Below are 12,855 nucleotides of genomic sequence, written 5' to 3'. Positions count from 1 at the left end.
GAATGTCATCAGTTCAGTTAGCAGGTTTCGGCGATTTAATCGCAAATGAAGCAACTATTGATTATCCTCGTCCCGATCGTTTGGTTCGAGGTAATCCTGAACGTTTAACCTATAGTTTATATGAACATCCACATATGGACTGTGGCATTTGGCAATGTGAAGTTGGTGCTTGGAATATTCAATTTGCTGAAAATAAACAAGAGTTTTTTCAGGTCATTGAAGGAATTGTGCGTATCCACGATGCAAAAACCAATTCTTTTATTGAAGTGACTGCTGGAAATGCAGGAATTATCCCACCCGCATTTGTTGGTACATTTGAAGTCATTGAAGCAGTTAAAAAATACTATGTGATTGTTGAGGTTTGATCAATCCTCTTTAAATTTCAAACTCATCTGGAAAACTCTCGAAATTTTTCATTTCATCCAGTTCAATTGCATATAATTTACAGATCATCAAAGCTTCAAAGCGCCACCTCCCCCACAATGCAATTTTGTGGAAAAATTTCTTTTCCCAATATTTACCTTGCTGCTGATCATGTTCAAGCTGTTGTAAATACAAACTCATCGTAGACGCGTCGACTGTTGTATTCAAGAGGCCATCTAACTGTTTAAATGGATAATCAACTGCGTAATTCTCGCTAATCGTTTCAACCTCAAGATGAGGATAGCTAATCAAATCAATCAGCCGATCTGAAGGATAAGCTAACAATCCATCGATTATTTTTATAATATCAGCCTCATCTCCATAACACATTGCGCAGCAAAGCAATAACAATGCATGGCTGTAATCTATGGTGAGTTCTATTGCAGCAACACCAAGCTGTTGTCCATGCGACTGAATGAGTGACAGTAAGTCAGCATAGGCCAACCAGAACTGATAAACAGACAGATAAATTTCTCGGATTTGTGTTGAAGCCAAACCCAGATCATAAGCAAGACGAATCAGATAGGTCAGCTCCAAACAGAAATTTTTAAAATATATTTCCTGCTCTAATAACTGATAGACATCCAGATCATCAACTGCATAAGGATCAAAGTATAAACTTTCATTTTCTCTATACTCCGAGACTTGCGCTTTAATATCATTCCAATGGCTTAAAGATCCCGGTTGAGAAATTCTCCATTTTTTTGGGTCAGAGATACTTTCTTGAACCTCATCCAATTGTTGTAGTAATTTTTCAAATTCTTGTGCTTGATCAATATCATTCATTATTAAAAAAACCGTACATAGCTCACGCCAATTTTATTCCAATCTTTATGATCCTGTTGCTCATAATCCCAGCTCATTCTTAGCGCCTGATTTGAGTTCAGACTATATTGCAGCTGTGTACCGACTCTTAAATTCCACTGGCTCTGATCTTGCCAATACGGTAATTCTACCTGTACCACGCTGTTGATATTATCAGACCATACATTCATACACCCTACAGTCGGCCCAGCTCCAATACGCCAGCCTTTATCTAAATTTTTACCGCCTTGAATATGACTTTGTAGTTGGGCATAACACAGATGTCGACGATCATAATCTGCCACGCTATAACCGACTTGCATATTCAGATTCATCACGCCATGTTGTGCATCTTCACTAAACTGCCCCTTCTCAATCGCTTCTTGTTTCCAACCTAAATTAAAACCCCAAGTGATTGGCGCTTTAAATGGCTGAATCGGGTTATAGGAATTCACTAACAATAGATCTAAATGTTCGAGCTTGAGCTTGTCCTCACGGTATTGCAAACTGCCATCTAAAAATAAGAGTTGCGTCCCTGTCCGATAGCCACCTTGTGGATCAATCAAATCGTGATAGGCCTGGCGGTGACCGAGCTCAACAAATTTTTGCCCTTGTACCTCCCCCATATTCACAGAAAGATTTCGTGCATGATGTCCTTCTACAGGCTGCTTTATCGGACGTATCGGTTCTTGACGCTGTTTATCAACCTCGATTTGACTACGCTGAGCAAGTAACTGTCGTAGTTGTGGTTGGGCAAAATCCGCATCTGCCTTATGGCTAATATATTGTAGATATAAATCGTCATAAGCCATTTCTAAAATCTTGGCCTGATCTTGTGGCTGATATGCTTTTAAAATCGGTTGAGCCAGATCTGTCTCGGTAAAGGCAATCTGATGAGCGACTTTGGCTAAAGCTGTGCCATGTTGTTTGGCTTGTGCAAGTAACTGCGTTTCTAAAGCTGGTCGATACACGACTTCTTTCACTAAGTCTTCTTGATCGACAGCCTTCAAAGTTTCAATCGGAATGGCAGCATAGTTAAATTGCTGTTTTAAGTTTAAATTTGGACGTACTAAATCAATTAAGCCGAGTAAACGGTAGGCACAGTTATCGCTAACAAAATAATAAGGGAAACTCACATGCTGCATTTCCCAAATATGCTCAACCAGAAAGCGAGTTTCCTCTGGTGTGAGATTGAGCTCATATTCCCACAGGTCACGGCTTTCAAAATCACCGTATTCTTTGACTTTGCGGTAATACGGCATTAATGAATATTCACCAGGATACTGCCCTGTTAAGCCTTTCCATGCATAAGACCAGTTATCATCACCTTTCACTGTGGCAGCATAATTCACTGCATAGGACACTAGATTGAGTTGCTTCTGATCTTTAGGGTCTAGGCGTAGTAAGGTATGTCCAAACATCGAACTTGGATTACCCATAAAATCCGTTGCATAAATCAAAGTCGCTTTATACGGCTTGATTTGGTTGATCCACTCCTCAAATTCAACGCAATTGACGTTGGGAAGTAGTTTCACATCGATATTAAACTGTTGCATTAGCCAACGGCTACGCGCGGGAAATTTACAACGAATCGATTGATTATCCGCAGCTTCTACAAATAAGGCACGAATATCGGCCTGTAATTCACTCTTTAAATTGGTTTTGCCATCTTTGGCATAAAAATAGCCCGCATAAGTGACTTCACTATTTTGTTTTTGATCCACGTACATCAAGCGTTGCCAAGTGATGTGCTGATCTAATTGTTTTGTGTTGGCAAGATCTAAATAAATTTGAATATCAGATTCAACCGCAGCATGGGCAAAGTGGCACATCAAAGATGCAAGTGCAAAAGTAGCTAATTTCATTCAATCGCAATTTTTAAGAATAATGATCGTAGGTATAAGAAAACCCTGTCATCAAGACAGGGTTTTAACATGTAGCAAATTAAACGTATGCTTTAAGCACTGCGTCTTTTGCCATCACACTTTGTAAAGCATCTAAAACTTGAAGCGAGTTTGCATTTTTACTTGAATAAATTTCAGCAAAGTTTGCTTTAGACACAGCAAAGAAACGTGCTTTGTCATTGGCTTTAATCTGCATTAATTCAGCGAGTACATTTAAGCTTTCACCTTGACCAACCGCCATATCGCGCGCTAAAGATTCAGCATTTTCATTGGTGAAAGTCACCACTTGAGCTGTTACAGTACCACCTTGACGGCATCCTAAAGTACCAAAAGTAATACCTAATAATTGGTTCGTAAAAATACCATTGGTTGTCGCAGCAAGAATTTTAGGTGCAACACCTTTTTTACCTGCCCAAATTTGTGTACCAGCACCACAACCGACATCATTGTCAGCCATTGCAACTGTTGAACCAGCGGCCAATAGAGCAGCTAATGCAATTTTTTTTAACATAGGAACGATCTCCAGTATCAATTATTCTTCAGTATTTGTTATCACTATTGTGTTGTGTAATTTTTCCTACACAAAAGTTAAAATAGCGAGCTTAGCGCGCTTTAGCAAATAAATTTTGAAATATATCTGAAATATTCATAACAAAAGGAAATCAGATGCCCGTTTTAAACGATCTCGAATGGCTTAATTTAACTGCCAAGCTCCATTTTTATCTCGCGTCCCCAAGATTTTTAATACCAACACTAAGCTCAGCAATAATAATAAATACCATGAACCTAATTTACCCCACCCCACCATATGCCAAGCATCGACTTGGCTTGGGTACAACCAAATTTTATAGAAGGTACTGATGTTCTCTGCAATCCAGATCAAGAAGGCAAGTAACAATAAAATCGGCAACATCGGCACTCTAAAACGATGCTGTTGCAATTGAAAATAAAGTTTTGTTTTCCAGAAAATCAAAATGCTCCAAATAAATAATGCAACACGAATATCAGGAATAAAAAACTTGGTCATAAAGTTGAGATAAGACAACACTGCCAAACACAGCATATTGCCAAAATTCGGCAAATTCTCGAATGAGACGTTATAAAGTCGCAAAGATCGAGCAAAAAAACTCCCCACTGCTGAATACATAAAACCGGCAAACAATGGCACAGTAAGTAACTTCAATACCGCTGGTTGTGGGTACTGCCATGAGGCAATCGCTGGGTGGGTCAAAAATATTTCCATTCCCATTGCCATGACATGGAATAAAGCAATGACTTTTGCTTCTGCCCATGACTCAAGCTTTAAATAGATCAGGCAGACTTGAATGATCAAGGCATAGAACAACAAATAGTCATAACGGTAGAAACCATAATATTCATGGCTTCCCATCGGTGCGGTGACTGCAAATGCAATCAAAAGCAACAATCCAAATAAGGCAGCCGAAGCTGCCTTAAAGATAAAGTTGAGCGGTAATACAATCAACTGCACAAAACTGATCCTAGCGTGTTTATCTTGAAGTACTTAAAAATATCAACCTAAATATTTAGCACTGTATTCATGAACAGTATCTACAAAAATCTTAGGTTGTGCTGGATCGACCCATTGAGTAATACCATGACCTAAATTTGCGATGTAGCCTGTTTTTTCACCATTTGCATAAGCATCATCAATCATTGCTTTCACTGATTTTTCAATTGAAGCGGCTGAACCATAAAGTACAGCTGGATCTAAATTACCTTGTAATGCAGCCCGTCCTGCAACCACATCACGAGCAGTATAAAGTGGTGTGGTCCAATCTAGACCAAACGCATCAGCACCCGTGGTTAGCATGGTTTCCAGCCATTGCCCGCCACCTTTGGTAAACACAATGATCGGAATACGTTGACCATTTTTTTCACGTTGAAGACCTGCAATAATCTTGGTCATATAATTCAATGAAAATTCAATATATTCTCTATGCGCGAGCGCTCCGCCCCAGCTATCAAAAATCTGAATCGCTTGTGCACCTGCATCAATTTGCGCGTTCAAATAATCAATCACTGAATCAGCCAAATGATCTAGCAAAGCATGTAACACTTCTGGCTGCGCGTACATCATATTTTTAATGAAGCGAAACTCTTTACTTGATCCACCTTCAACCATATAAGTTGCTAAAGTCCACGGACTGCCAGAGAAACCAATCAAAGGAACTTGGCCATTTAAAGCAGAACGAATGGTCGAAACGGCATTCATGACATAAGCCAAATCAGACTTAGCATTTAATTTAGGTAAATTTGCCACATCTTGTTCAGTACGTACTGTTTTATGAAACTTTGGCCCTTCGCCTGTTTCAAAATATAGACCTAAACCTAAAGCATCAGGAACCGTTAAAATATCTGAAAATAAAATCGCAGCATCAAGCTCATAACGGCGCAATGGCTGTAAAGTCACTTCACAAGCAAAGTCAGTATTTTTACATAGAGATAAGAAATCCCCTGCCTGCGCACGAGTTTCACGATATTCTGGTAAATAACGCCCTGCTTGACGCATCATCCATACAGGTGTGGTGTCTACAGGCTCACGTAATAAAGCTCGTAAGAAACGATCATTTTTCAACGTTGTCATTACCAATCTCTAAATTGTTTCATGTAGCGCGCATCATAACAAAGTTAGCTTGGAATTTATAATTTCAATCGCATTCAAATTTATGAGCTGAAATAAATTTCGCTTTTACACAAAACTGCTACTGCAAGCGGCATTATTTTCTGTAATACTTGCAACATGTTAGGGGCTGTTGACATTTCAGCCATGCATTGCGTTATAGGCTAAAACAACTCAAACAAGGCATGAAACGTAGGTAATGGCGTCCCCTTATCAAGTTTCATAACGAAGTTTGAAGCAGTTTTAGCCATAACCCTTCGGGACAGGGGCATTTTCTGCCGCTACTGCGTTACGCCTTACTTATTTAGAATTACTAAATATAGTAAGTCATGCCTTGTACCGACAAAATACGTCCTCTGTCGCAAGCATGCATGAAACGCCAACAGCCCCTCTATCCCAATATGAATAATTCTTAAGGTTGAATTACATGTTTGTTCGCTCATTACTCGCTATGAGTTTAAGTTGTATTCTTGCTAATGTTGCTTTCGCTGCTCCAACAACTGAGCAACCATTAAATCCAAAACAAATTACAGGTTCGGTCCAAGATCCTATTGATCCGTTAGCCATTGAACGTGCGGCTTCTAGTGTAGTTGCTGATCCTGCGTCAAGCGTCGCAGCCCCAGCAGTGTCAGAGCCACAAGTCAATACAGGTGCCGCATCAGTTGTATCGCAAAAATTAGAAAATACACCGGATACCACCACGGCAACAACCACTGCTCCAGCTGCTAAAATTTCATGGACTTTAGACAGCATGAATAATGCTGAATACCCTGAAGCTTTACCAAAAGGACAACTGCCAGCCTATGCTCGCGCGCATGTCATGTTGAACAATGCACACGCATCACCAGGTGCGATTGATGGTTCAAATGGTAAAAATACTTTAAAAGCGATTGCATCATTCCAGCAAATGAATGGTTTAACACCAACAGGTCAGTTAACCAAGGAAACTTGGGATGCATTGGTTGCTAAGCAGACCAAGCCAGCTTATGTTGAGTACACGATTACCGACGCAGACTTAAAAGGTCCATATGCTGACTCAATCCCTTCTGATTATGCACTACAAGCAAAAATGAAAGGTTTGTATTACACCCGCGTAACAGAGATGTTAGGTGAAAAATTCCATATGGATGAAAATTTCTTAAAGAAACTGAATCCAACTGCAACATTTAAAAAAGCGGGTGAAAAAATTATTGTGGCCAATGTCCGCAATGACTTACCTGAAGATATTCATTTGATCGTTGCACACAAAGGTGCAAGACAGCTTTATTTGTTCAACAGCCGTAATCAAATGATTGCATCATTTCCTGCAACAATTGGCAGTACTGATACGCCTTCTCCAGCAGGTACCTATAAAGTAGTCGGTGTTGCCAAAAACCCTTGGTATAGTTATTCACCATCTAACTTTGTGCAAGGTAAAAACCTTAAACCACTTTCTCTACCACCTGGTCCAAATGCACCAGTCGGTAACATTTGGATTGGTTTAAGCAAAAAATCATTTGGTATTCATGGTACACCAAACCCATCTTTAATCTCTAAGACTGCATCACACGGCTGTATCCGTTTAACTAACTGGGATGCCAATGACTTAGGTGCTAAAGTACGTTCAGGTGTGACTGTAAAATTCTTAGAATAATCTAGGCATTTTCTACAAAAACCGAATATCAGTGCTTGATATTCGGTTTTTTTATTTCAAAATACTTTCTTCTATATTCGGTAAAGGCTGATAATAAATCTGATTGCGCCCAAGTTGTTTTGCTCGATACAAAGCTTTATCTGCTGTATGAATCAACATATCTTGGCTAATTTTTGGATTGCCGTTAAATACCGTAATCCCCAAACTAATAGTCACATGATTAGACACCAACGATTTATCATGTGGAATCATTAAGCGGTCAATGGCACGATAAATATTGGTTGCGACCGCATAAGCCCCTTGTGCAGAGGTTTCAGGTAATAACACCACAAATTCTTCCCCACCATAACGGGCAATAAAATCCATATGTCGAATCGAGCTTTTAATGGTTTTCGCAATAGCTGAAATCACCTGATCCCCCATTTGATGCCCATAAAAATCATTATAGTTTTTAAAATAATCAATATCGATAAATAAGACCGATAGCGATTTGCGCTCTTTACAGGCTAAATCATAGTAATAGGTACACATCTCTTCAAAGGTACGTCGATTTGACACATCTGTCAGTTCGTCATGCTGACTCAGATGTAACAACTCAGATGCTTGTATCCGTAAAATCTGCTCATCAATTTCTGAAATTTTGGACTTTATAAATATTTTTCTTTCTTTTGAAGTCAACATCACACTAATCGAAAAACCCAGCAGTAAACTTCCTATTAGTGTCCGCCCAATCATGAGAAAATCACTAGGGTTATCAAACCAATATAAAAGAAACAAAATCGAAATTGCGGCAAAGGAACCAATCCATAACATATGTAGTGGTCGAATGCCACTCAGGATAAAACCCAACATATACAGGAATGCAATGAGGACCATGGCCTGATTTTGCAACACCAGATTTGAAACACTCATCATCAAAAATGAGGTTAATACAATGGTCAGGAATACGATCAGGCAAGCAGCAGGATAAAATAAAGGATTGAGTCTTTTAAAGCGTGAAAAAGCCCAAAATAAGAACAGTGCAATCCCCACAACAATTAAGCTGAGAATACTGTAGATAAAATCGAGGACAAAATATGTACTTCCACGAATCACGAGAAAATTAGATGGCAGGATCAACAACACAAATATGGTATAGGTAATCACACCTTGACCGAAGAACTGAATCGCATTGAGACGCGTTCGATCTACATTAAATTTCCAGAATTCATTTTCTAATTTTTGCGGTAAAGTTTGATGGGTATTCTTAGATTTAGAATGTTGGGCAACAAGCTGCTCGAGGTCTTCTTTTGACCTCCGCAATTGATCAAGATCATAGCCGTTGTCCATCCCAGATACTCTTTTTATGCTGCACTATTTTTGTGCCGCATAAAAAATAACATAAATTATCATTTTGTCATGCGCTTTGCTTAACCACTTATCCGTAATTCTAGTTACCATTTTCACACTTTATGCATTATTATTTGTATTATTTTTAAGTTTGAAGTAGACCTTGAATACTCTTACACTTTTGCAGCCTGATGATTGGCACGCACACCTGCGTGATGGTTTAGCTTTAAAACGTACTGTTCCTGATTTAGCCAAACAATTTGCCCGCGCAATTTGTATGCCCAATCTTGTCCCACCCGTTAAAACGGTAGAAGAAGCTTTAGCTTATCGCGAGCGTATTGTTGCCCATGTACCTGAAGGCTTGAATTTTGATCCACGCATGGTACTTTATTTTACCGATCATACGTCTCCAGATGAAGTTCGTAAAATTAAAGAGTCTGAATTCGTCAATGCCATCAAGCTTTATCCAGCGGGTGCGACCACTAACTCTGATAATGGTGTTAGTGATATTCGCAAAGTGTATGCCGTGATTGAACAACTGGAAGAACATCAGGTTCCATTGTTACTACATGGAGAAGTGACGCATAATCACGTTGATATTTTTGATCGTGAAAAAAAATTCTTAGATGAAGTGCTGTCGCCTTTATTGAAACAGTTCCCAAAATTAAAAGTCGTGTTAGAACACATTACAACAAGTGATGCGGCGAATTTTGTGTTGGAACAAGATCGTAATGTGGCAGCAACCATTACCCCACAACATTTATTATTCAACCGGAATGATATGTTAGTCGGTGGTGTCAAACCACATTTCTATTGCTTACCGATTTTAAAACGTCAGACTCATCAAACGACTTTATTAGAAGTCGCAACCAGTGGTAATCCTAAATTTTTCTTAGGTACTGACAGTGCACCACATGCACAAAATGCCAAAGAGAATGCCTGTGGTTGTGCTGGTTGCTATAGTGCACCAAATGCAATTGAACTTTATGCACAAGCCTTTGATCAGGTTGGTAAGTTAGAGCGTCTAGAAGGCTTTGCGAGTATGTTTGGTGCTGATTTCTATGGCCTACCACGCAATACCTCAACCATTACCTTAGTGAAAGAAGACATTACCGTCGCTGAATCTTTTGATTATCTTGAAGATCAGAAAATTATTCCACTTCATGCTGGTAAAACCCTGCAATGGAGAAAAGTGTGACCCAAGAAGAAAACAAAGCGCCTGTCATTGGTCAGCGTTTTCGTGGATTTTTACCTGTTGTTGTCGATGTGGAAACAGCAGGCTTTAATTCTCAAACCGATGCACTACTTGAAATCGCCTGTATCCCAATTGTCTATGATGAAAATGGGCAATTTGTCCCAGGCCCATCTTTTCAAGCACATATCAATCCTTTTGAAGGTGCGAATCTTGACCGTCGCTCATTAGACTTCATTGGTATTGATCCATTCAATCCAATGCGTGTTGCAATGGCAGAAGATGAGCGCAGCGCTTTGCGTCGTATTTTCAAATCATTGAATGAAGTGCGTAAAGCCCAGCATTGTACCCATGCTGTCTTAGTGGGTCATAACGCGCACTTTGACTTAGGTTTCCTGCAAGCAGCGATTGCACGTTCGGGTACCAAAAATCAAAACCCGTTTCACAGTTTCTCTGTCTTTGATACCGTGACTTTAAGTGCGGTCATGTTTGGACAAACGGTATTGGCACGTGCCTGTATTCAGGCTGGAATCGAGTTTGATGGTAAAGAAGCGCACTCTGCTTTATACGATACTCAAAAGACGGCTGAACTGTTTTGCTATATTTTGAACAAACTGTCTCCTCACCTTCTTGACAGTTTGGTGACAGAACCCTAATATACACCCACCTCAAGAAGTCCCTATCGTCTAGAGGCCTAGGACATCGCCCTTTCACGGCGGTAACCGGGGTTCGAATCCCCGTAGGGACGCCAAATTCAAATCTACTGTGATCCATAGTAGTACACAAACCCTTGAATTCATTAAGTTCAAGGGTTTTTTGTTGCATATAGGAATTCACAATCTTCCCCTGAAATCCATGTACTTTAACGGTATATTTAAAGGTATCAGATAAATGTACTGGAAAATTTTGTCATGGGTAGACAGCTAAACAAATTAACAGCACTCAAAGTAAAAAATTTAAAGTTTGAAGATTCCTCAAGTAATAAGCATACGGACGGTGCGGGTCTGTACTTATACACACATAAAAATGGAAGTAAGTATTGGCGAATGGATTACACAAGTCCTATAACTAGTAAAAGAAATACATTGGCTTTAGGCGTTTACCCGACGATAACGTTAGAAGCCGCAAGAAAGCGCCGTGACGAGGTTAGACAGCAGATTGCTAATAATATTGATCCTGCTGAGATGCGAGAACAAGTAAAACAGCAGGCAAAAGCAAATGCTAAAAATAGCTTTCGGCATATTGCAGAACAATGGATAGAAGCGATTGCTTTACAAAATTGCTTATCAATATTGAAAGTTTTTGATTCTTATTTTTTGTCCACATCCCATAAACCTTACTTAAAACTCATTGCATGAATTCAGAATGCAACTTTATGGTGGCGAATGAGCAAGAGTAGACAGACTGATAGTAAAGAATTAGCACGCACAAGCCGCCCCTTAGCTACCCTATTGCAACGAGCAAAGGACGAGAAGCACACAAAACCACTCCCCTGAAGTAATAATTCTGTTACTCTTTACTAAATAGCCTGTAAAAACCGAATGATAATATGGTCAGCGAATTGGAAATAATTATTAACGTCAATAGTTTTATTATAGTTCAATCAATATTGAATAAAATTTTGTTAGAGTTGAATAATTATAACTTTTAAAGTTTAATAATTTTCATCAAAAAAGGTATAATTTTAATATTTCTATAAGCATAAAAAAGCCCTGAATATTTTCTAGGCTTTTTTAAAACTACTATTTTAGTAAATATTTATTATAAGTGTAAAGTTACCACTCCTTCATTTAACATATCACTACAGATTTTTTCAATCATATTTTTATCAATCCCATTATTTAAACCCTCTAAACAAATTAAATCATAATCTACCAACTCTCCATCTAATAGTTGTTTAAAACTTACAGCTACACTAGAAGGAACTACCCATTTTTTAACACCATCACTAACTTTGAGCCCTGATTTATGATTACCTATATAGGTAATAAAAGAATTAATAGAAAATTTTTTATTATCTAGTTGTTTGTTTTCACTCGAAAGCCCTACATTAGGAAAACTTATATAAGGTCTAGTAGAAATCTTAGATTTTATATGGCTTTCTACGCTCGTAGCTCCTGCTTTGGTATCCCACTGGATAGTGGAGAGATTCCTGAAAAAATTTTCCATAAATTTTGTTAATTCGGCTTTATCTTTAATATCTGGTATTCGTTTTCTAAATTCCGGCAGGCTAGCGACTTGATCTTTCAACCATGCAAAAAGATCAAGCCCTGTTAACCTTCTAATTCCAACTGTCGCATGTAAAGAAATATCATCCTCCATCTCAACAGAATGAACTTGCCCCATTGGAATATATAATATATCCCCTTTTTCCATAATAAACTCACTTAAAAGCACTTCACTCGTGCCTTTGCTGTATTCATGTGAAACAGCATTTTCATCAGCTTTTCCAAACATTTTCCAATGTTTTCGACCATCAAGCTGAATGATTAAAGCATCATGTTCATCCCAATGCTTACCGAATGCACCTTTATCTTTATTCCATGAAGCATACATATTTGTTTGAGTATAGGTGCTTAATTCGTGCCCCAAGCATAAGCAAAATTTAGATAAAGGTGGATGCCATCGATGTGCACTATTTAGAATTAAAGTATGTCCTTCTTTAATATAATCTGAAAAAATTTTAGAAATATTTACTGTATGAGCAATTTTTTTCCTTTTTTTACTAAGAGGGTTAAACTGTAACTGAGATTTTGCAAATACCAAATCTAGATCATCAAAATCATGGGTAGAGACTATGTCACTTAAATTTTCCCAAGTAAACAAATTCATGTCTTGGAAAGCATTTTTTTTAAACCACCACTTTGATTCTTTATAGTGTTTATTAAATTCATTTATTGCCTCTTGATTCATATATTTCTTTAGCATT

General features: G+C 38.5%; 11 protein-coding genes, 1 tRNA gene and 1 pseudogene. 6 read left to right on the top strand and 7 right to left on the bottom strand.

What is annotated here, in order from left to right:
- Positions 1–2 precede the first annotated feature (2 nt).
- Positions 3–365, top strand: a complete 363-nt coding sequence (locus tag A7P55_RS09385) for a cupin domain-containing protein (protein WP_171551899.1) — start codon at positions 3–5, stop codon at positions 363–365.
- On the opposite strand, the pseudogene A7P55_RS22865 reads toward A7P55_RS09385, so the two are convergent.
- The 5 genes and pseudogenes from A7P55_RS22865 to hemE all read right to left on the bottom strand — a co-directional run bounded on the left by A7P55_RS22865 (position 344) and on the right by hemE (position 5,736).
- Positions 344–1,209, bottom strand: a pseudogene (locus A7P55_RS22865) (PoNe immunity protein domain-containing protein). The gene A7P55_RS09385 and the pseudogene A7P55_RS22865 overlap by 22 nt on opposite strands.
- Positions 1,210–1,211: 2 nt before the next feature.
- Positions 1,212–3,092 carry a DUF4105 domain-containing protein gene (locus A7P55_RS09375; protein WP_171551897.1) on the bottom strand — a complete coding sequence of 627 codons (1,881 nt, stop codon included), beginning with the start codon at positions 3,090–3,092 and terminating at the stop codon, positions 1,212–1,214.
- A gap of 79 nt (positions 3,093–3,171) precedes the next feature.
- A complete protein-coding gene (locus A7P55_RS09370) occupies positions 3,172–3,642 on the bottom strand; it encodes a DUF3015 family protein (protein WP_016163047.1) in 471 nt (156 codons plus the stop codon).
- Positions 3,643–3,825: 183 nt separating this feature from the next.
- Entirely contained in the window at positions 3,826–4,620 is a 795-nt protein-coding gene (locus A7P55_RS09365) for a DUF817 family protein (RefSeq protein WP_171551896.1), read from the bottom strand.
- A gap of 42 nt (positions 4,621–4,662) precedes the next feature.
- A complete protein-coding gene (hemE, locus tag A7P55_RS09360) occupies positions 4,663–5,736 on the bottom strand; it encodes a uroporphyrinogen decarboxylase (protein WP_171551895.1) in 1,074 nt (357 codons plus the stop codon).
- Between the two features lie 463 nt (positions 5,737–6,199).
- On the opposite strand from hemE, the gene A7P55_RS09355 reads away from it, so the two are divergent.
- Positions 6,200–7,405, top strand: coding sequence for a L,D-transpeptidase (locus A7P55_RS09355; protein ID WP_171551894.1), 1,206 nt, complete (start codon positions 6,200–6,202; stop codon positions 7,403–7,405).
- A gap of 51 nt (positions 7,406–7,456) precedes the next feature.
- Here the strand turns inward: A7P55_RS09355 and A7P55_RS09350 are convergent, their stop codons facing one another.
- Positions 7,457–8,734 carry a diguanylate cyclase gene (locus A7P55_RS09350; RefSeq protein ID WP_171551893.1) on the bottom strand — a complete coding sequence of 426 codons (1,278 nt, stop codon included), beginning with the start codon at positions 8,732–8,734 and terminating at the stop codon, positions 7,457–7,459.
- A gap of 163 nt (positions 8,735–8,897) precedes the next feature.
- On the opposite strand from A7P55_RS09350, the gene pyrC reads away from it, so the two are divergent.
- The 4 genes from pyrC to A7P55_RS09330 all read left to right on the top strand — a co-directional run bounded on the left by pyrC (position 8,898) and on the right by A7P55_RS09330 (position 11,284).
- Positions 8,898–9,932, top strand: a complete 1,035-nt coding sequence (gene pyrC / locus A7P55_RS09345) for a dihydroorotase (protein WP_171551892.1) — start codon at positions 8,898–8,900, stop codon at positions 9,930–9,932.
- Positions 9,917–10,582: a ribonuclease T gene (rnt, locus tag A7P55_RS09340; protein ID WP_016540473.1), complete on the top strand. Its 666-nt coding sequence runs from the start codon at positions 9,917–9,919 to the stop codon at positions 10,580–10,582. The genes pyrC and rnt overlap by 16 nt, the downstream gene beginning before the upstream one ends.
- A gap of 19 nt (positions 10,583–10,601) precedes the next feature.
- A tRNA-Glu gene (locus A7P55_RS09335) sits at positions 10,602–10,677 on the top strand.
- Between the two features lie 160 nt (positions 10,678–10,837).
- Positions 10,838–11,284: an Arm DNA-binding domain-containing protein gene (locus A7P55_RS09330; RefSeq protein WP_252727847.1), complete on the top strand. Its 447-nt coding sequence runs from the start codon at positions 10,838–10,840 to the stop codon at positions 11,282–11,284.
- Positions 11,285–11,687: 403 nt separating this feature from the next.
- Here the strand turns inward: A7P55_RS09330 and A7P55_RS09325 are convergent, their stop codons facing one another.
- The gene (locus tag A7P55_RS09325; protein WP_171551891.1) at positions 11,688–12,854 is read right to left on the bottom strand and encodes a cupin domain-containing protein; all 1,167 of its coding nucleotides are present in this window, start codon (positions 12,852–12,854) and stop codon (positions 11,688–11,690) included.
- Position 12,855 lies beyond the last annotated feature (1 nt).

It is taken from the genome of Acinetobacter sp. Ac_5812, assembly GCF_013072695.1.
Taxonomy (GTDB): Bacteria; Pseudomonadota; Gammaproteobacteria; order Pseudomonadales; family Moraxellaceae; genus Acinetobacter.
This window is presented reverse-complemented; position numbering and strand designations above follow the sequence as displayed.

Bases quoted from the DNA above. Each gene is read 5' to 3' on its own strand.
- A7P55_RS09385 (WP_171551899.1), top strand. From the start codon at position 3: ATGTCATCAGTTCAGTTAGCAGGTTTCGGCGATTTAATCGCAAATGAA.
- A7P55_RS09370 (WP_016163047.1), bottom strand. From the start codon at position 3,642: ATGTTAAAAAAAATTGCATTAGCTGCTCTATTGGCCGCTGGTTCAACA.
- A7P55_RS09330 (WP_252727847.1), top strand. From the start codon at position 10,838: ATGGGTAGACAGCTAAACAAATTAACAGCACTCAAAGTAAAAAATTTA.
- A7P55_RS09355 (WP_171551894.1), top strand. From the start codon at position 6,200: ATGTTTGTTCGCTCATTACTCGCTATGAGTTTAAGTTGTATTCTTGCT.
- A7P55_RS09350 (WP_171551893.1), bottom strand. From the start codon at position 8,734: ATGGACAACGGCTATGATCTTGATCAATTGCGGAGGTCAAAAGAAGAC.
- A7P55_RS09375 (WP_171551897.1), bottom strand. From the start codon at position 3,092: ATGAAATTAGCTACTTTTGCACTTGCATCTTTGATGTGCCACTTTGCC.
- rnt (WP_016540473.1), top strand. From the start codon at position 9,917: ATGGAGAAAAGTGTGACCCAAGAAGAAAACAAAGCGCCTGTCATTGGT.
- A7P55_RS09325 (WP_171551891.1), bottom strand. From the start codon at position 12,854: ATGCTAAAGAAATATATGAATCAAGAGGCAATAAATGAATTTAATAAA.
- hemE (WP_171551895.1), bottom strand. From the start codon at position 5,736: ATGACAACGTTGAAAAATGATCGTTTCTTACGAGCTTTATTACGTGAG.